This window comes from Streptomyces roseirectus (genome assembly GCF_014489635.1).
GTDB lineage: Bacteria > Actinomycetota > Actinomycetes > Streptomycetales > Streptomycetaceae > Streptomyces > Streptomyces roseirectus.
Map to the genome: position 1 here is coordinate 6,519,065 of NZ_CP060828.1, position 17,989 is coordinate 6,537,053.

Annotated in this window: 14 protein-coding genes and 3 tRNA genes; 13 read left to right on the forward strand and 4 right to left on the reverse strand. The window is 71.3% G+C overall.

Features of this window, described 5'->3' with window-relative positions:
• Positions 1-15: 15 nt before the first annotated feature.
• Complete coding sequence (locus tag IAG44_RS27870) at positions 16-1,470, reverse strand: FGGY family carbohydrate kinase (RefSeq protein ID WP_187749821.1); 1,455 nt, start codon at positions 1,468-1,470, stop codon at positions 16-18.
• Between the two features lie 173 nt (positions 1,471-1,643).
• Positions 1,644-1,934 carry a YtxH domain-containing protein gene (locus tag IAG44_RS27875; protein ID WP_187749822.1) on the reverse strand — a complete coding sequence of 97 codons (291 nt, stop codon included), beginning with the start codon at positions 1,932-1,934 and terminating at the stop codon, positions 1,644-1,646.
• 139 nt (positions 1,935-2,073) lie between these two features.
• On the opposite strand from IAG44_RS27875, the gene IAG44_RS27880 reads away from it, so the two are divergent.
• From IAG44_RS27880 to IAG44_RS27895, 4 genes are all read left to right on the forward strand, one after another.
• A tRNA-Asn gene (locus tag IAG44_RS27880) sits at positions 2,074-2,146 on the forward strand.
• A gap of 5 nt (positions 2,147-2,151) precedes the next feature.
• A tRNA-Asn gene (locus tag IAG44_RS27885) sits at positions 2,152-2,224 on the forward strand.
• Between the two features lie 189 nt (positions 2,225-2,413).
• A tRNA-Ile gene (locus IAG44_RS27890) sits at positions 2,414-2,487 on the forward strand.
• A 1,416-nt stretch (positions 2,488-3,903) separates the two neighbouring features.
• Positions 3,904-5,469, forward strand: coding sequence for a carboxylesterase/lipase family protein (locus tag IAG44_RS27895; RefSeq protein ID WP_246562139.1), 1,566 nt, complete (start codon positions 3,904-3,906; stop codon positions 5,467-5,469).
• A gap of 72 nt (positions 5,470-5,541) precedes the next feature.
• Here IAG44_RS27895 and IAG44_RS27900 read toward each other — a convergent pair whose 3' ends face one another.
• Positions 5,542-7,392: a glycosyltransferase gene (locus IAG44_RS27900; RefSeq protein ID WP_187749823.1), complete on the reverse strand. Its 1,851-nt coding sequence runs from the start codon at positions 7,390-7,392 to the stop codon at positions 5,542-5,544.
• A 752-nt stretch (positions 7,393-8,144) separates the two neighbouring features.
• Here IAG44_RS27900 and IAG44_RS27905 point away from each other — a divergent pair.
• Together IAG44_RS27905 and IAG44_RS27910 are read left to right on the forward strand one after the other, a co-directional pair.
• On the forward strand, positions 8,145-8,378 hold the full coding sequence (locus IAG44_RS27905) for a type II toxin-antitoxin system VapB family antitoxin (protein ID WP_187749824.1): 234 nt from the start codon (positions 8,145-8,147) through the stop codon (positions 8,376-8,378).
• On the forward strand, positions 8,375-8,782 hold the full coding sequence (locus IAG44_RS27910) for a PIN domain nuclease (RefSeq protein ID WP_187749825.1): 408 nt from the start codon (positions 8,375-8,377) through the stop codon (positions 8,780-8,782). The genes IAG44_RS27905 and IAG44_RS27910 overlap by 4 nt, the downstream gene beginning before the upstream one ends.
• A 15-nt stretch (positions 8,783-8,797) precedes the next feature.
• Here the strand turns inward: IAG44_RS27910 and IAG44_RS27915 are convergent, their stop codons facing one another.
• Entirely contained in the window at positions 8,798-10,072 is a 1,275-nt protein-coding gene (locus IAG44_RS27915; RefSeq protein WP_246562140.1) for a tannase/feruloyl esterase family alpha/beta hydrolase, read from the reverse strand.
• 199 nt (positions 10,073-10,271) lie between these two features.
• Between IAG44_RS27915 and IAG44_RS27920 the strand changes: the two genes are divergently transcribed.
• The 7 genes from IAG44_RS27920 (at position 10,272) to IAG44_RS27950 (ending at position 17,931) form a co-directional block, all read left to right on the forward strand.
• A complete protein-coding gene (locus IAG44_RS27920; protein ID WP_187749826.1) occupies positions 10,272-11,357 on the forward strand; it encodes a sensor histidine kinase in 1,086 nt (361 codons plus the stop codon).
• On the forward strand, positions 11,351-11,980 hold the full coding sequence (locus tag IAG44_RS27925; protein WP_425508474.1) for a response regulator transcription factor: 630 nt from the start codon (positions 11,351-11,353) through the stop codon (positions 11,978-11,980). The genes IAG44_RS27920 and IAG44_RS27925 overlap by 7 nt, the downstream gene beginning before the upstream one ends.
• 229 nt (positions 11,981-12,209) lie before the next feature.
• The gene (locus IAG44_RS27930; RefSeq protein ID WP_187749828.1) at positions 12,210-13,730 is read left to right on the forward strand and encodes an FG-GAP-like repeat-containing protein; all 1,521 of its coding nucleotides are present in this window, start codon (positions 12,210-12,212) and stop codon (positions 13,728-13,730) included.
• 226 nt (positions 13,731-13,956) lie between these two features.
• Positions 13,957-14,865, forward strand: coding sequence for a DUF6807 domain-containing protein (locus IAG44_RS27935; RefSeq protein ID WP_187749829.1), 909 nt, complete (start codon positions 13,957-13,959; stop codon positions 14,863-14,865).
• A gap of 23 nt (positions 14,866-14,888) precedes the next feature.
• A complete protein-coding gene (locus IAG44_RS27940) occupies positions 14,889-16,157 on the forward strand; it encodes an ABC transporter substrate-binding protein (RefSeq protein ID WP_187749830.1) in 1,269 nt (422 codons plus the stop codon).
• The gene (locus tag IAG44_RS27945) at positions 16,154-17,080 is read left to right on the forward strand and encodes a carbohydrate ABC transporter permease (RefSeq protein WP_187749831.1); all 927 of its coding nucleotides are present in this window, start codon (positions 16,154-16,156) and stop codon (positions 17,078-17,080) included. Before IAG44_RS27940 ends, IAG44_RS27945 begins: the two co-directional genes overlap by 4 nt.
• Positions 17,077-17,931: a carbohydrate ABC transporter permease gene (locus tag IAG44_RS27950; RefSeq protein ID WP_187749832.1), complete on the forward strand. Its 855-nt coding sequence runs from the start codon at positions 17,077-17,079 to the stop codon at positions 17,929-17,931. The genes IAG44_RS27945 and IAG44_RS27950 overlap by 4 nt, the downstream gene beginning before the upstream one ends.
• The last annotated feature ends 58 nt before the right edge of the window (positions 17,932-17,989 follow it).

Here is a 17,989-nt window from a genome sequence, read left to right on the forward strand (position 1 = left end):
GAATGTACGGGAGCGTCAGTGCAGGGCCCCGGGATGGATCTGCTCCCGCACCGACACGAACTGCTGGCGCACGGCCTGACCCACGGCGAGATCGTCGCCCGGGTCGAGCACCTGCGCCGCCGCTCCCTGCCAGGCCGGAGGCGTCCTCGGATCCAGCGTCCCCTGCGACACCCCGAGCGCCCAGGCGGCCTGCCGGGCCGCCCCGATCGCCGCGTAGTCCGCCGGCTGCGGCACCACGACCTGGGCCCCGAACAGCGACGGCGCCACCGCCTGCACGGCAGGCAGTTCGGCCGCCGCTCCCAGCAGGAAGATGCGCCGCACGTCGACCCCGCGCCCGCGCAGCACGTCCAGCGCGTCCGCGAGCCCGCACAGCATCCCCTCGAACGCGGCCCGCGCCAGGTGCTCCGGCTTCATCGACTCCCGGCGCAGCCCCGTGATCGTCCCCGCCGTGTGCGGCAGGTTCGGCGTCCGCTCGCCCTCCAGGTACGGCAGCATCACCAGCCCGTGCGACCCCGGCGTCGACTGCGTCGCCAGCTCGGACAGCGTCTCCAGGTCCTTCACACCGAGGAGTTCGGCGGTCCCGCGCAGCGTGCGTACGGCGTTGAGGGTGGTGACGACGGGCAGGTGCATACCGGTCGCGTCCGCCAGGGAGGTGATCATCCCGGAGCTGTCGACCAGCGCCTCCGGGTGCACCGCCATCACCGACCCGGAGGCACCCAGCGACACGACCGCGTCCCCGAGCCCCAGGCCGAGACCGAAGGCCGCCGCCATCGTCTCGCCGGTGCCCGCCGAGATCAGCAGTCCCTCCGGCGTCGTCCCGGCCGCCTCCGAGGGCCCGATGACGTCCGGGAGCATCACCTGGTGACCCAGCGCCAGCTCCACCAGGTCGGGCCGGTAACCCCCGGACGCCGCCGACCAGTAGCCCGTCCCCGAGGCCCCGCCCCGGTCCGTCGTCCGCCGCGCCGGACGGCCCAGGAGCTGCCAGACGAGCCAGTCGTGGGCCTGGAGCAGGACGGCGGTGCGCGCGGCGGCCTCCGGGTCGCTCTTCGCGAGCCAGCGCAGCTTCGTCACCGGGTGCGCGGCCTGCGGGACGGCGCCCACCGCCTGCGCCCACGCGCCGCGCCCGCCCAGCGCGTCCACCAGGTCGGCGGCGGCGACCTGCGCGCGCTTGTCGCCGCCGGTCATCGCCGGGCGGACCGTGTTGCCCTGGGCGTCCAGGGGGATCACCGCGTTCTGCTGCGCGCTCACGCCGATCGCCTGCACGCCCTCCAGGAGGCCGCCGCCGGCCGCCTCGCCCAGGGACAGCAGCCAGGTCTGCGGGTCGACGTCGCTCGGACGCCCGCCGGTGCCCTCCGGGCCGTCCACCGGGTGCGGGGCGTAGCCCTGCCTGAGTACGGCGCCCGTGTCCGTGTCACAGACGACGATGCGAGTGAAATCGGGCGCACTGTCCAGCCCGGCGACTATCCCCATGGGTCGAATTCTGCCGTAGCGCCGCGCTGGCTAGGGCCGGTGAGGTGAGCGGAGGGTTCCGGCGATTTCGGGCGCGGGGCTCGTTGTGGCTGGTCGCGCCCGCGCGGCACGGCCTCGCGCCCCTGGAGAGCGGGGCCTGCGGGGCCTTCCCTTTCTCTCCAGGGGCGCGGCCGTCATGTGTTGCTCGTGCCCCAGTCGTCGTCCCCCGTCGTCGCGTTGCGCTCGCGCAGGGTGCGGACTCTGGTGGCCACCGAGTCCGGGAAGCGGGTGGTGACCTTCCCGAAGGTCCGGCCCGCGAACTCGCGGCCCTGGTGGACGGCCGACTCGGCCGTGTTGCGGACCGCGGGGTTCTGGGCGAACTGGCGGGCGGATTTCTTCAGTTGTTCGTAGCGTTCACGTCCGGCCCGGGTGCCGAGGACGTAACCCACGGCGAGTCCGGCGGCGAACGTCAGCCGGTAGCGCATGACGGCGACCCTTCCCTGGCTGTCGGCGGGAGTACCGATTGGCGAAGCACCCCCCTGCTTGCGCTAATGTATGTGTCGCAGCGAGCGGGCGCCCCCTGGCAAGTACCCAGGTGGCGGCGTTCGATGCGATCGAGAGCATTCCTCCGTAGCTCAATTGGCAGAGCAGCCGGCTGTTAACCGGCAGGTTACTGGTTCGAGTCCAGTCGGGGGAGCTCGGTCCTCCGTAGCTCAATTGGCAGAGCAGCCGGCTGTTAACCGGCAGGTTACTGGTTCGAGTCCAGTCGGGGGAGCATGCTGAACGAGGACCCCTTTGGGGTCCTTTTTCATGTCCGGTGGAACCGTCCGGCGCTCCACGCGGTCCTCCTGGACACGAAGGCGAGGTCAGCAGCCGTGCGAAGCCGACCATCCGGAGCGGGAGATCGTATGACCGGCTATGCTGCGGCAGACGGCGCGCACACATGTACGCGACACGCCGCTATGGGGCGGTAGCTCAGCCGGTTAGAGCAGCGGACTCATAATCCGTCGGCCGTGGGTTCGAGTCCCACCCGCCCCACTCTGCGCTACGCGAGAAGAAACCTTCTGACCTGCGTAAACGCTACAACGATGGCCGCCACCCGAAGGTGACGGCCATCGGTCGTCCGGGCGGATCAAGATCCAGGGGACACGCAGGGGACACGAGGCCGACCAGGGGACACGAGAGCCCGTCAGGCGGCCCTCTGGCGCCGGTTCCGTGCCCGCCGGGCGGCGCGTACGGCGCCCTTGGAGGCCCGTCATGCTGCTCCGTGTGGTGGTCCTGGTGGCCTTCCAGAACAGGTCGTACTGCTCAGGCCGGTCCCCGGTCGGCCCGCTGTAGGTGCGGGCCTGGAACCGGGGCACACCGTGCGGCTTGCGGCATTTCGGGAGGTTCGGATTGTCGTACGGGCAGCCGTGCGGGGAGAACCAGGAACGTGTCACCCGCTGATGGTCGGGGCTGTCGGGATCGCCCCGGGCGGCCAGGCGCGCGTCACCGCGAGGCATCTGGGGGCGGGTGTCGACGACCAGCACCCGGTGTTCCGCGCTGAGCCGGGATGCCACAGGCAGTCCGGCGGGATCGGCTCCGACAACGACGACCTCATATTCGTCAGTCCCTTCACTGAAGGTGAACGGGTGTGGGCGAGGCCCGAGGGGCTGAAGTCCTCGCGGCTGGGGGCTGGGGGCTGGGGGCTGTCGGCTTGCGGGGCTGCGCTGCGGTGGCCGGGTGTGGTCGGCGAGTTCAGGACACCCCATGGATTGACGCGTTCATGGCATAGACGGACTCGGTTCCATGCTGGACGCTGAGCCGTCGGAGCTTCGAAACCTCACGTAACACTTCGGTCTGCTGCCGGCACCGGCGGCACAAGAGGAGCTCGTATGGAGCTCGGTCGGACAGCGGGGAGAAGTCGCGGGAGCTGCCCAGGGTGGTGTCCCGCCGGGTGGTGCAGTCCTGCGGGTCCTGGCCTCCGCCCGGAGCAGGGGCGGCGGTCGCGTGTCTGCCCGCCGAGTCACCGGCTCCGCGCCGGTACACCACTCAGCGGGACAGGACCCTGCCCGGCTCCCGCGGCGTCGGATCGAGCCGCACGCTTTCGAGGCCGGTGCGCGTGCGGGTTCCGGACCGCGCCGGGCGAGGAGAACCGGTCACCTCGACGGCGCCGGCAGTGGACCGGTCGGCCGTGCCGCGAGGCCGGCGGCAGCTCCCGTGCCGTACCGGACCGCGCCTCCCCGCCGCCGGTCACCGTTCCGCGGCGGGCCTGCGGTTCCGTGGTCCACGCTGCTCCGGCCGGGACGCCGCTGAACCGGGCCCGCAGGGCGCCTTTCCGTTCCCCCGCGAGCGGTGTGCCGCCCCGTCCTTCCGCGCCCCGGAGTCCGGTACCCGCCACCGTCGGCCGGGTGGCGGGCCATGTCTGACGCCGGGTCCGCTCAGGCCCGGCCCCCGACCAGAGAGGCCCCCTTCATGACCGTCAGCAGAATCCGTACCGCGTTGGGCGGTGCGTTGGCCATGTCCCTCGCCCTCGTCGGCCTGCTGCCCGCTCCGGCGTCCGCGAGTGCGCCGAGCGTGGTGCGCACCGACAAGGGTGCCGTGCGCGGCGCCACCTCGAAGGGTGTCGAGAGGTTCCTCGGCATTCCCTACGCGGCGGCGCCCACCGGCTCCCTGCGCTGGAAGCCGCCGTCGGCCGTGGCGCCGTGGACCGGTGTCCGGGAGGCGGCCGGCTTCGGCGCTCCCTGCCCGGTGCTGCCCAGCGGCAACGGACCGCGCAGTGAGACCGAGGACTGCCTCGCCGTCAACGTGTGGCGGCCGGCGGGGGTGCGGGCCGGCGCCCGTCTCCCGGTGCACGTCTTCATCCACGGCGGCGGCCTGACCAACGGCAGCGGCTCGCAGAACGACGAGTCGAAGCTCGTCAGGGAGACGGGCGTCATCGGCGTCTCGCTCAACTACCGGCTCGGTGTCTTCGGCTTCCTCGGCCTGCCCGCGCTCACCGAGGAGGGCGGCGAGTCCGGCAACTACGGGTTCCTGGACCAGCAGGCCGCGCTGCGCTGGGTGCAGCGCAACATCGCCGCCTTCGGCGGGAACCCCGGTGCGGTCACCATCGGCGGCGAGTCCGCGGGCGGCTGGTCCGTCTGCGGTCATCTGGTGGCGCCCGGCTCGCGCGGCCTGTTCGCTCGCGCCATGATCCAGAGCGGCTCCTGTCCCAGCGGGCCGCAGAGCCGGGCGGAGAGCGCCGGGACGGCGTTCGCCCGGCAGGCCGGCTGCGGCGACACGGCCGTCCTCGACTGTCTGCGGACGACGCCGGCGGGGACGCTCCTCGACGCGAGCCGGGGCTTCTCGACCGGCTTCGTGGACGGGACTCCGACGTTCCCGACCCCCCTGCGTGAGGCGGTGGACAGCGGGAGGTTCGCCCGGGTGCCCGTGGTCGTCGGCGCCACGCGTGACGAGGGCCGCACCTTCGCCCAGGGGTACATAGGCGCGGGCAAGGACGCCTACCTCGCCTTCGTCCAGAGCGTCGGCGGCGCCCGTGCCGACGAGGTCCTTGCCCAGTACCCCTGGCCCGAGACGTCCGACCGGTTCACAGCGGCCTACCTCATCGGCGCGATCATGACCGACGCGGGGATGGTCTCGGGGATCGGCGGGTGCGGGCTCCGGTCGCTCGTCCGCACCTTCGAGCGGTACACCCCCACCTACGCGTACGAGTTCGACCACCGGACCGGCCCCGGCCTGACGCAGATACCCGGCTACGTCTGGGGCGCGGGCCACGCGGCCGAACTCGCCTACATCTGGCCCAGCTTCCACAACGGCACGCCCATCGCGCCGCTGTTCAACGCGGGAGAGCGCAGGCTCGCCCACGAGATGACGCGGTACTGGGGGACGTTCACGCGGACGGGGCAGCCCGCCTGGCCCGGCTATCACCAGGACAAGGGCCTGATGCTGGCGCTGCGGGCGGGCGGTACCAGCGCCCTGATCGACGACGGCCAGTACGCGGCGCAGCACCAGTGCGCGTTCTGGGAGACGATGCCGCTGTAGTTCTGAGCCGGCCGACGACGTCGTCCGCGCGAGCCCCCGCAAACCGGCCGGGGGCTCGCGCGTCGTGTCAGGTCACGCCGGTTCGGGGACGCGGGCGGGCGTCCGGGCCTTGCGGAGTTCGCGTTCCGCCAGGTACGACAGCGCCGGAGCCATGCTGAAGCTGACCGCCTGGTACAGGAGGGTGAGTGTCATGGCCACCGAGACGACGCTGAAGGGCAGCGCGGTGATCGCCAGGACGGCGAAGCCGAGGAAGAGGACGGCGAGGACGGTCTCCGCGCCGGCGCTGCTGAACACCTGGCTCCTGGGCTGTAGTTGGCGGAACTTGTCGGTGCGGGTCCACAGAGTCGGCCGGTTCAGCAGCGAGAACAGGGCCGCTTTCCCGATCACGTAGAAGAGGGCCCGCTGAGCCATGATCGCTCCGGCGAACTCGCGTGCGCTGAAGCCCATGACCTCGCGGTACACCGTCCACTGCAACAGCCGTCGGCCCGCCATCACGAAGAGGAACGGCACGTACCAGGTCACCGGCACCGGCCACACGTCGCCGTGCGCGACCATGGACAGCAGCATGGCCGGGGGCAGCGCCAGCCCGGCGAAGCGGAGGCCGCGCAGGGCGTTGATCAGGCCGTGGTTGGCGTGGTGGATCCGCTGCACGGTGTTCAGGCGCGAGGGGGTCCGGCCCGCTCCGGGACGGAACATGCGGGCGTGGGCGCGGATCTCCTGCACCGGACCGTAGGTCCAGCGGAACCGCTGCTTCTTGTAGCCGTTCCAGGTCTCCGGCACGAGACCCCGGCCGCGCGGCTGCTTGAGGTAGACCGACTTGTACCCGCTCGCGTGGACGCGGATGGCGAGTTCGGAGTCCTCGGTCATGCACCACTCCGCCCACCCGCCCGCCTTGTCGAGGGCGGCCAGCCGGATGACGGACATCGTGCCGACGGTGAGGCCCGCCCCGTGCTCGTCGAGCGAGACCATGTGCGCGGCGAAGAAGAGCGCGTACTCCGCGTTGGCGATCCGGGTGAAGGCCGACGACTCGTAGTCGCGGTAGGCGTGCGGGCACTGCACGAAGCCCGTCTCGGGGTCTTCGAGGTACCCCACGGTGTCCGCCAGCCAGTTCGGCTCGACGATGTAGTCGGCGTCGACCACGCCCACCACTTCCGCGCGCGGGGAGATGTGGGGCCGCGCCCAGTTCAGCGCGCCGGCCTTCGCGCCGGTGATCCCCTCCACGTGCAGGAACCGGAACCGCTCGCCCAGCCGGGCGCAGTGCTCCTCCACAGGGCGCCAGAGGGATTCGTCCACGGTGTTGTTGTCGATGACGAGCACTTCGTAGTCGGGGTAGTCCAGCCGGCTCAGCGCGTCGAGCGTGCCGATGACCACCTCGGGCGGCTCGGCGTGGATCGGGAGCTGTACGGAGACCATCGGGGCGAAGCCGGCCGGGCGGGGGCGCGCCGTCGCTCCGGCCCGGTTCCACCGGGAGCGCAGGAGGACTTCGGAGCCGGTGATCTCGTCGAGCAGGTCGGACGGGAGGCACACGATGGTCAGGACGGAGCTGAGCGTGACCAGGACGAGGGTCACCGTGCTCCCGCCCGAGTCGATCGCCCTCATCGCGAACGGCACCAGCCACAGCACCGGCAGGACGCTCAGGAACGCGCAGGTCACGACGGACAGGGCGCCGACGGGCCGGAAGGCGGGCAGCCGCCGGTGGGCCACGAAGCCGAGCGCCGTCAGGGCGAGCGCGGTGAGCAGACCCCACGTCAGGGAGCCGCCGAGGGCCACGCTCACCAGCAGCGCCGCGCCGCAGCACAGGGCGTGGACCGCGAGGGGGAAACGCTGTTCCCACGCGGTGGGCCGGGGACGCAGCGACAACGTGAGAATGGCGGCCAGTTGCGCCGCCGCCACGATCAATAACGTGGCGACCAGGACATTCATGAGGCTCCAACTTTCCGATGGGCTCCGATGGGCGCGGAGCGGCCGGACCGCGGCGCGACAGGGCACACCCGGGCAGGGGTGCGCGTCAGCACGCCGGGTTCGGGCCGTCGTCGGCCCTGTGACAGGAGGTGTCGGGGGGGCGTGCCGGACGACGCGGTCCGGGGCCGGTGCGGGGCATGGCGGACGCCTGCTGTCGCTCTGCGGCGTGCGGGTGGCGTCGATCGCCCCGCTGACGCTGACGTGACCCGAACCGCGTTGTACGGGTCAGACGCCGGGATGCCGCGGGGCATCCCTCCGGTTCAGCGCGCCGGCCCGACCGGGGGCACGCCGCGCCCGGCAACGCTGCCGGGCCTGTGGACCCGTACGAGGACAGGTCGACCGGCGGTGGAAGAAGCGCACGCGAACGTGCTCGCCGGTGTGCGAGCGGACGCGGAACCGGCGCGCGAAACCTCTCAGGACCGGAGTCCGGGCGGGGGCCTGTGCGCCGCCCGCCCGCCCCGCGTCCGGTCCCGCCGGTCCCTCACGCTCACGTACCTCCCTTTCCGAACTCGCTTCGCGTACCGCCGAGTTGAATCGTGCCAGGGGCAAACGGCCGTTTCCCGCCCCGCGCCCGGCGAGCGCCTAAGTACAGGGAAACCTGACGCGAAGCGTGCCTTGGCCGCGCTTCCCTCGGGGGTGTTCGTGATCGGCGGGCGTGCTCAATGTTGGTGATGTATCCTGGTGACATACATTATGGATGTTGGAGGTGTCTGATGTCCGTCACGCAGATCGATCTGGACGACGAGGCGCTGGCCGAGGCCATGCGACTCATGGGGGCCACGACCAAGAAGGAGACCGTCAACGCGGCCCTTCGGGACTACGTGGCGCGGATCAAGCGGCTCGAGGCCGCGGAGAAGCTGGCCGCGCGGGGCGCGCGGGGCGAGTTCGAGCAGGCCGCGGCAGCGCGTGACGCGGAGAAGCGTGCGCGACGCGGGGCCTTCGAGTGATCACGTATCTGGTGGACACCTCGGCTCTGTGGCACTTGTTCCGCACTCCGGGCGCGTTGCGTCCCTGGGAGGGGCACATCGCCGCCGGAGTGTTCCACCTCTGCGAGCCGACACGTGCCGAATTCCTCCACTCGGCGATCAGCCCGTCCCATCGGGATGAGCTGGCGGAGGAACTGGACGCGCTCTGCTCGCTCTCCCCGGTTCCGAAGAACGCCTGGCGTTGGGTCGACACCGCCCAGTACAAACTGACCCAGCAGGGCCTGCATCGCGCGGCTGGAGCGATCGATCTGCTGGTGTGTGCGACAGCCGTGCACCATGGGCACACCGTCCTCCACGTGGACAACGACTTCGCGACGGTGGCGGGAGTGCTCAAGGAAGTGCAGCAGCGGGACGTACGAGCCTGAACTTCTGGAGCCGGCTCACGCTGTCGGTCGCGTCCAGGTCTCCAGTTCGGTGAGCGCCGTGACGAAGGCGGGCAGCATCGGTGTGTACGCCTCGGGGTCTAGGGCGGTGAGGCCGTCGGTGTGGGTTCCGCCGGGGATGTGGTGGTAGCGGTGGAGGGGGGCGCGGCCTGCGGCGGTGACCATGCGGGCGTAGACGTCGCCGAAGGCGGCCGGTGGGGTGAGGGCGTCGAGGGTGCCCTGGACGCTGATCAGGGGGCGCTGGATGTCGCCGGTGAGGGAGATGCGCTCGACCGCGCGGTGTACCGGGTTCGGGCGGGTGGCGAAGTCGTAGTCCGTGTCGCAGCCGGGGGTGGTTCCCGCGGGGCAGAACGGGGTTCCGGCCTGGAGGGGGCCGTCGTAGCCGGGGTCGAGTTCTTCGCGGACGAGGCGCTGAAGGGAGTCCCACTGGGTGCGGTACAGGTAGCCCCACTGTTTCTCGGAGCCCGCCGGATAGCCCGCCGCGATGATCTCGTCGCGGGCGGACCGGTCGCCGGCGGCGAGGCGGGGGAAGGCGCGCAGGGCCGGCGGGAGGGTGGTGAGCAGGCTGCCCTGCGCGGTGAAGGTGAGGGCGTTCCAGTCGATGCCGCCCGTGTACAGCTCGGGGTGCTGTTCGAGCTGACGGCGGACCAGGTAGCCGCCCGCGGAGAGCCCGGCGGCGTAGGTGACGCGCGGCGGGCGCCCGTAGTGCCGGCCGGCGGCCTTCTTCGCGGCCACGGTGAGCTGCGTCGTCCGGCGGTGCCATTCCATGATCGCGTCACCGGGGCGGACGCCGTCCCGGTGGACCTCGGCGCCGGTGTTGCCCTTGTCGGTGCCGGCGTAGGCGTAGCCCCGGGCCAGCACCTGGTCGCTGATGATCGGGTCGTTGGCGTACTGCTCGCGGGTGCCGGGCGGGCCGGCGACGACGAGTCCGCCGTTCCAGTTCCTGGGCAGCCGGATGACGAACTGGCTGTCGTGGTGCCAGCCGTGGTTGGTGTTGGTGGTGGAGGTGTCGGGGAAATAGCCGTCGATCTGGACCCCGGGGACCCCGGACGGGGTGACGGTGTTCTCCGCGACCAGCCCCTTCCAGTCCTCCGGGTCGGTGTGCCCGGTCCGGACGGTCCCCGTGGTCGTCAGGTCGGCCAGGCAGCTGGAGACCGCGTACGCGGCTCCCGGAACCCGGACGCCGGCGCAGCGGTCCTCGTGGGCGACGGCCGCCGGAACGGTCAGCGAGGTCGCGAGCAGCAGCGGTGCGATGGCGAGACGGCGAAGCACGACGCCCTCCTCTCGGTGGGGAACATGACGCCTCGAAATCTAGAAACCGCAGGTCACCCTGGGTAAGTGAGAGACGGCCCGGTCGGCTGTGGCCGGAGGTCACATGACCTGCGGCCACACTTCGCACCGGTTTCCCCGACGGGCAAGGCACCGGGGCGCGGCCCCCCGTACGCTGCAAGGGCGCTCTGGAGGAGGCCCGATGCCGCGCCCCGTGCCCTGGATACCCGTCGTCATGTACGGCGCCGTGCTGCTCGGGGGCGTCTACTACGCCGTGATCGGCCCGGGACCGGGGGTGAGGACCGCCGGGTACGCGGCCCTGCTCGGCGCCTTGATCGCCCTGGACCGGCGGGAACGGCGGATCGCGCCGGGCGCGTTGTTCGCCGTCCGGGTGCTGCTGCTGTGCGCGGTCGCGGCCGTCGACGAGTCCGGACTGTCGCGCGTGCTGTTCGTCCTCGTGCCGTTCCTGGCGTTCTTCACGTACGGGCCCACGGCCGCGATCGGCCTCGGTGTCGGCTGTGTGGCGGCGCTGGCGGGCGCGTTCACCCTGTGGGTCCCGCACTGGCAGACGCGGGCCGAGTACATCTCCGACCTGCTGATGTTCGCCCTGGGGGTCGTGCTGGCCCTCACGATGGCCGAGGTCGCCGTCCGCGAGCGGCGGGCCCACGCCCGCCTCGAGGGCACCCTCGCCCAGGTCGCCGAGCTGTCCGCGGCGCGCGAACGCAACCGGCTGGCCCGCGAGATCCACGACAGCCTCGGCCACCATCTCACCGCGATCGGCATCCAGTTGGAGAAGGCCGAGGCGTTCGCCGACCTCGATCCGCCGGGCTCGGCGCAGGCGCTGTCGCACGCCCGCTGGTCGGCGGACCGCGCCCTGGACGAGGTGCGGGCATCCGTGCGCGCCCTGGGACCCGAGGCCGAGTCCGAGCCGGTCGGTCTCTCCCGGGCGCTCGCCGACCTCGTCCACCACCTGGACGGCGGGAGCCGCCGCGTCAGCCTGGAGATGGCGGGGGACGAACGCAGGCCGCTGCTGGTGCTGTACCGGGCGGCGCAGGAAGGGCTGACCAACGCCTGCCGGCACTCCGGCGCCACCGAGATCGGCGTGAAGGTCGTCTACGGGGAGCGCGGGGCCCGCCTCCAGGTGGCCGACAACGGCACCGGGTTCGACCCGGCCGGCGAGCGGTTCGGGCTGACGGGACTGCGCGAACGGGTCCGTCTCGCCGGGGGGACCATGGCCGTCGACAGCTCGGCCGGCGGCACGGTCCTCACCGTCGAGGTCCCGTGGTGAGCGGGGACCGGGACGTCCGGGTCTTCGTCGTCGACGACCAGGACCTGGTGCGGGAGGGCATCACCGCGCTCCTCGGCATCCAGCCCGGCATCGCGGTGGCGGGCAGCGCGCGCGACGGGGCCGAGGCCGCCGAAACGGCCCCCGCCTGCCGGCCCGACGTGATCCTGATGGACGTCCGGATGCCCGGGATCGACGGCGTGACCGCGACCGGGCTGCTCCTGCGCGCGCTGCCCGGGTGCAAGGTGGTGATGCTGACGACGTTCGACGACGACGAGTACGTCACCCGGGCGCTGAAGGCCGGCGCGGTGGGGTACCTGCTGAAGAACCTGCCCGCGGCGGAGCTGGCGCGGGCCGTGCGGCTCGCGCACGCGGGGGTGGCGCAGTTCGACCAGACGGTCGTCGCGAGGCTGGCGGCCGGGCTGCCGGCGCCCGAACTGCTCACGCCCCGGGAGACGGACGTCCTGCGCCTCATCTCGGCGGGGGCCACGAACAGGGAGATCGCGTCGCGTCTGCACCTCAGCGAGGGCACCGTCAAGAACCACATCTCCCGCATCCTGAGCCGGCTGGGCCTGCGCGACCGGACGCAGGCCGCCCTCTACGCCAGGGACAACGGCCTCCTCTGAGCCCGCCGGCCGTGACGCAGATCACCGGCGCTCCATGCGGAATGTCGCCTCATGCACGGATTTACGCACTCGACTTGACGATTTCTTCATGCTGATATGACGCGCGGATGACGATCACCGAGGTCCGGTGGCGGACGTCCGGCAACAGGCGACGAACGGGGGCGCATTGAGGAACACACAGCGGAATGTCCATGAAGCCACAGATCTCGTGACCAGGAAGCCACGTTCGATGCACCTCTCCAGACGCTCCCGCACCGCCGCCTCGGCCGCCGCGCTCGTCGTCCTGAGTTCCGCCTCCGCCCACGCGCTCGCCGGCCCCGACGCCCCGCCGGAGCTGAACCACGTCGCGAAGATCACCGTCGGTGAGGAGAGCGCCTGCACGGGCACCCTCGTCGACCCGCGCTGGGTCCTGACGGCGGCCTCCTGCTTCGCGGCGGACGCGCGGCCCCCGGCGGGCAGACCCGCCGTCGCCACCACGGTCACCGTCGGCCGCACCGACCTGAGCCAGACCGGCACCACCACCTTGCCGGCGATCCAGCTCGTCCCGCACGCCGACCGGGACCTGGTGCTCGTCAAGCTCGCGGCCAAGGTCACCGATCCGGGCGTCAAGCCCGTCAAGCTCGCGACCACGCCCGCCGCGCCGGGGGAGGAGCTGACGAAGGCCGGGTTCGGCCGGACCCGGACGGAGTGGGTGCCCGACAAGCTCCACGCGGGGACGTTCACCGTCGCCTCCACCACGGCCACGGACGTCAACCTCGCCGGCTCCGCCACCGTCTGCAAGGGCGACGCCGGCGGCCCCGCCCTGCGCACCACGGGCGGCGGCACGGAACTCGTCTCCGTCACCTCCCGCTCCTGGCAGGGCGGCTGCCTCGGGACCGACCCCGCCGAGACCCGCACCGGCGCCGTCGACACCCGCGTCGACGACATCGGCGCCTGGGTCCAGCACGCCGTCTCCCGCGACCCGGACGACCTCACCGGCGACGGCAAGGCCGACATCGCGGCCACCCGGGACGACGGCATCCTGTGGATCTACCCCGGCACCGGCAACGCGAGCGGCGCCACCTTCGGCACCCGCTTCCAGGCCGGCACCAGCTGGGGGAGCCAGGACGCCGTCACCGTCGGCGACCTCGACAACGACGGCATCGGCGACCTCCTGTCCCGGCAGGCGTCGGACGGCACGCTGTGGGTGTACCCCGGCACCGGGAACGCGAGCGGCGCCGCCTTCAAGCCCCGCTACCAGATCGGGCGCAGCTGGCAGACCCAGGACGTCACCCGCGCCGCCGACTTCAACGCCGACGGCCTCACCGACGTCCTGACCCGGCAGGCGTCCGACGGCACGCTGTGGGTGTACCCGGGGACCGGGAAGCCCGGCATGGACGCGCTCGGCACCCGGTACCAGGTCGGCACCGGGTGGAAGAGCCAGGACCTCATCGTCGCCGGGGACCTCAACAACGACGGGCGGCCGGACGTGCTGTCCCGGCAGGCGTCGGACGGCACGCTGTGGGTCTACCCCAACACCGGCTCCGGGCGGGGCACGTTCGGCACGCGGTACCAGGTCGGGCGGAGCTGGCAGACGCAGAACGCCGTCCGCACCGGGGACTTCAACGGGGACGGGCTCACCGACGTGCTGTCGCGGCAGGCGTCCGACGGCACGCTGTGGGTGTACCCGGGGACCGGGAAGGGCGGGATGGAGACGCTGGGTACGCGGTACCAGGCGGGTAGTGGGTGGTCGTCCTACCGGATCTTCTGATCGGCGTCTGCTGAGCGGCGTCTTCTGAGCGGTCGAGGCTCCGCTCCGGTCATCGGGGCGGGGCCTTCGCGCGTCTGCCTGCGCTTCTTCGGCAGACGGTTCGCTTCCGTTTCTTTCGTCCGGTCCGTGCACAGGGGTTGTCCTGACATTCCGTCCGCCCCTAGGGTCACGCGAGCAAGCGCTTTCCCTCTGTCTTCCGGCAGGCTGTCTCTCGGCAGGAGCACGCATGGCGATCCGCGTCACTCACGTCCACGGGGAACACATCGCGGTCGAGGCCGCGAACGGCACCGAGATCCTGAGATACGTGTACCGGCCGGACCCCGACGCGTACGAGGCGCGCAAACCGTACGCGCATCCTTTGCGGACGCTGGGCGGGCGGCTGGTGAGCGGGTACCGGCCCAGTGACCACCGCTGGCACAAGGGGCTCCAGATGACGGCCAGTCATCTCTCGGGGCAGAACTTCTGGGGCGGACACAGCTACGTGCACGGCGAGGGGTACCTCGACCTGCCGGACCTCATCGGGTCGATGCGGCACGACGGGTTCACGGAGTTCACCGCCGACGAGCAACAGCTCGCGTTCACCGAGGAGTTGACCTGGGTCGAGAACGGGGGCGGCGAATGGGCCAGGGAAACCAGGGGAGTTCGCGTCCACTCCGTCGACGAGGCCGCCGGCGCCTGGGCGTTGGACTGGTCGATCCGGCTCACCAACCTCCGCGACGTCCCCCTCGCCTTCGGCTCGCCCACCACCGCCGGGCGTGAACTCGCCGGGTACACCGGGCTGCACTGGCGCGGACCCCGCGACTTCACGGGCGGCGTCGCGTTCGCCCCGGAGGGCGAGGGCGCCGAGAAACTGATGGGCACGCGGAGCGCGTGGCTCGCGTACACCGGTGAACACGACGACGTGGACGGCCACTCGACGCTCGTCTTCGAGCACGGGCCGGACGGCGACGCCGCGCACCACTGGTTCGTCCGCGCCGAACCCATCCCGACGGTCTCGTTCTCCTGGGCGTTCTTCGAGGAGTTCGAGCTGCCGCCGGGGGAGTCGTTCGCCTACCGGTACCGGGTGGTGTTCGCGGACGGCGCCTGGGACCGAGAACGCGTCGCCGGCCATCTCGCGGGACTCACCTGGACCTGAGGCACGAGGAGAGCGAGGCAGGCATGCACCGGACGAAGGGACTGCCGGCCGCCGTCGCGTTGCTGCTGTGCGCGGCGCTGGCCGGCTGCGGCGGCTCCGCCTCGGCGGACGGCAAGGTCGTGCTGCGGTACACCTGGTGGGGCAACCCCGACCGGGCCGAGCGCACGGAGAAGGCCGTGGCGCTGTTCGAGAAGGCGAACCCGGGGATCGACATCCAGACGTCGTTCTCCGGCTACGACGCCTACAAGCAGAAGCTCGCCACCCAGGCGGCCGGCGGCGACGCCCCGGACGTCATGCAGCTGGACTACCGGCAGATCGACCAGTACGCGGACGGCGGCGTCCTGCTCGACCTCGGCAAGGAGCGCGCCACGCTGCGGACTTCGCAGATCGACCCGGGCCTCCTCGCCACCGGCCGCGTCGACGACGTGCAGTACGCGATCCCCCAGGGGCGCGGCACCGAGACCGTCGCGTACGACGTGCGGACGTGGCGTGAGTCCGGCGTCCCGCTCCCCGAAGGATCCTGGACCTGGACCCAATGGGCCGAGCGCATGCGGGAGTTGAAGAAGGCGACGGGGAAACCCGGCGCCACCGACCCCGGCTGGAGCGAGGACTGTTTCGAGGTCTGGCTGCGCGGCCAGGGCAAGACGCTCTACACCAAGGACAGGCAACTCGGATTCACCGTCGACGACTTGACCAGCTGGTGGACGTTCGCCGACGGCCTGCGCCGCGAGGGCGTCGTCTCGCCCGCCGAGCAGACCACCCAGCTCGACGGCACGGTCGAGAACACCCCGCTCGGTCGCGGCAAAGCCATCACGGACGCCAACTGGGACGCTCCGGCGAGCGGGTTCAAGGCGCTTCTCGACGGCGGCGTCGCCCTCGCTCCGATGCCGACCGGTGAAGACGGCACGCCCGGCCAGTACTTCAAGCCGTCGATGTTCCTCGGCGCCTCCGCCGATACCAAGTATGCGGCGGAAGCAGCCAAGTTCATCGACTTCATGATCAACGACCCGGGGGCGGCGAAGATCCTCGGTGCCACGCGCGGCATCCCCGTCAACGAATCGGTCCGTAAGGCCATCGAACCCGCGCTCGCCGACTTCGACCGGACGATCTCCGACTACCAGGCGTCCCTGGAAGGGAAGTTGAAGGACCCGCCGCAGGCGCCGCCCTCCGGCGACAGCGCGTTGCAGACCACCTTCCAGCGCGACTACGACCAGGTGTCCTACGAGCGCATGTCGCCCCGCGAGGCGGCCGAGAACTACGTCACCGAGGCGAAGGCGGAGCTGCGGTCATGACCACCACCATCGCCCGGCCCGCCGAGGCGCCCCCGGCGGCCGCCCGGCCGAAACGCCAACGCGAGGGCGCCGCCTGGGTGTTCCTCTCCCCGTGGGTGCTCGGCGCGATCGGCCTGACGCTCCTGCCGATGGCCGTCTCCCTGTATCTCTCCTTCACCGACTACGACTTGTTCAACCCGCCGCACTGGGTGGGCCTGCGCAACTACACGCAGATGTTCACCGAGGACCCCCGCTACTGGCGCTCGGTCGTGACGACCCTGACGTACGTCGTCATCGCCGTTCCCCTCCAACTCGCCCTGGCCCTCGCCGTCGCGCTCGCGCTGAAGTCGATGCGACGCGGGCGCGCCTTCTACCGCTCGGCGTTCTACGCGCCGTCCCTGCTGGGCGCGTCGATGTCCATCGCCCTGGTGTGGCGGGCCATTTTCAACGACGGCGGCACCGTCGACAACCTCCTCGGCACCGGCGGCTGGGTCAACAAGCCGGGCTGGTCCCTGCTCGCCGTCGCGCTGCTGACGGTGTGGCAGTTCGGCGCGCCGATGGTCATCTTCCTCGCCGGACTCCAGCAGATCCCGGGGGAGTTGTACGAGGCGGCGGCGGTCGACGGGGCGAGCCGGTGGCGGCAGTTCGTCTCCATCACCGTCCCCATGCTGTCCCCCGTCCTGTTCTTCAACCTGGTCCTGCAGACCATCCAGGCGTTCCAGGTCTTCACCCCCGCGTTCGCGATCAGCGCGGGCAAGGGCGGGCCGGCGGATTCGACGCTCGTCTACACGATGTACCTGTACGACCGGGGGTTCGTGGCGTCGCACATGGGCTATGCGTCGGCGATGGCGTGGGTGTTGCTGGTGGTGATCGGGGTGGTGACGGCGGTGTTGTTCCGGACGTCTCGGGCTTGGGTGTTCTATGCGTCGGAGGGGGAGCGATGAGTTTCGTGAAAGGGGTCGCGGTGAACCGCAACCGCCTTGCCCTGCACGTCGGTTGTCTGGCCGCGCTGCTCGTCATGCTGTATCCGCTGGCCTGGCTGCTGATGACGTCGCTGAAGCCCGCGAACGAGGTCATCGCCAGCCTCGACCTGTGGCCCAGCCATCTCGAATGGTCCAACTACTCCACGGCACTCGACGGTGTGAACGGGGTCTCCGTGACCCGGCTGCTCACCAACTCCCTGCTGATCGCGGGCGGTGCGGTCCTCGGCAACGTCATCAGTTGCTCGCTCGCCGCCTACGCGTTCGCACGGCTGCGGTTCCGGATGCGCGGGCCGCTGTTCGCGTTCATGATCGCGACGATCATGCTGCCGCACCACGCCGTGCTGATCCCGCAGTACATCATCTTCAACAAACTCGGCCTGGTGAACACCTATTGGCCGCTGATCCTGCCCAAGTTCCTCGCCACGGAGGCGTTCTTCGTCTTCCTCATCGTGCAGTTCATGCGCGGGCTGCCGCGCGAACTGGAGGAGGCGGCGCGGATCGACGGGTGCGGGCCGTTCCGCAGCTTCTTCCACATCATCCTGCCGCTGACCCGGCCCGCGCTGATCACCACGGCCATCTTCACGTTCATCTGGACGTGGAACGACTTCTTCACCCAGCTCATCTACCTCTTCGACCCCGACAAGTTCACCCTCACCCTCGCGCTGAGGTCCTTCGTCGACGCCTCCAGCCAGTCCTCGTTCGGGCCGATGTTCGCGATGTCGGTGATCGCGCTGCTGCCGATCGTGCTGTTCTTCCTCGCCTTCCAGCGGTTCCTGGTGGAGGGCATGGCGAGTTCGGGGCTCAAGGGGTGAGCGGCGCGCGTGAATCGGGGGAGCTGTTCGGGCCTCGGTTCTCCCTGTTCGCCGACAC

Excerpts from the sequence above, each read along its gene's own strand:
- IAG44_RS27870 (WP_187749821.1), bottom strand. The coding sequence starts at position 1,470 with ATGGGGATAGTCGCCGGGCTGGACAGTGCGCCCGATTTCACTCGCATC.
- IAG44_RS27875 (WP_187749822.1), bottom strand. The coding sequence starts at position 1,934 with ATGCGCTACCGGCTGACGTTCGCCGCCGGACTCGCCGTGGGTTACGTC.
- IAG44_RS27895 (WP_246562139.1), top strand. The coding sequence starts at position 3,904 with ATGACCGTCAGCAGAATCCGTACCGCGTTGGGCGGTGCGTTGGCCATG.
- IAG44_RS27900 (WP_187749823.1), bottom strand. The coding sequence starts at position 7,392 with ATGAATGTCCTGGTCGCCACGTTATTGATCGTGGCGGCGGCGCAACTG.
- IAG44_RS27905 (WP_187749824.1), top strand. The coding sequence starts at position 8,145 with ATGTCCGTCACGCAGATCGATCTGGACGACGAGGCGCTGGCCGAGGCC.
- IAG44_RS27920 (WP_187749826.1), top strand. The coding sequence starts at position 10,272 with ATGCCGCGCCCCGTGCCCTGGATACCCGTCGTCATGTACGGCGCCGTG.
- IAG44_RS27930 (WP_187749828.1), top strand. The coding sequence starts at position 12,210 with ATGCACCTCTCCAGACGCTCCCGCACCGCCGCCTCGGCCGCCGCGCTC.
- IAG44_RS27935 (WP_187749829.1), top strand. The coding sequence starts at position 13,957 with ATGGCGATCCGCGTCACTCACGTCCACGGGGAACACATCGCGGTCGAG.
- IAG44_RS27940 (WP_187749830.1), top strand. The coding sequence starts at position 14,889 with ATGCACCGGACGAAGGGACTGCCGGCCGCCGTCGCGTTGCTGCTGTGC.
- IAG44_RS27945 (WP_187749831.1), top strand. The coding sequence starts at position 16,154 with ATGACCACCACCATCGCCCGGCCCGCCGAGGCGCCCCCGGCGGCCGCC.
- IAG44_RS27950 (WP_187749832.1), top strand. The coding sequence starts at position 17,077 with ATGAGTTTCGTGAAAGGGGTCGCGGTGAACCGCAACCGCCTTGCCCTG.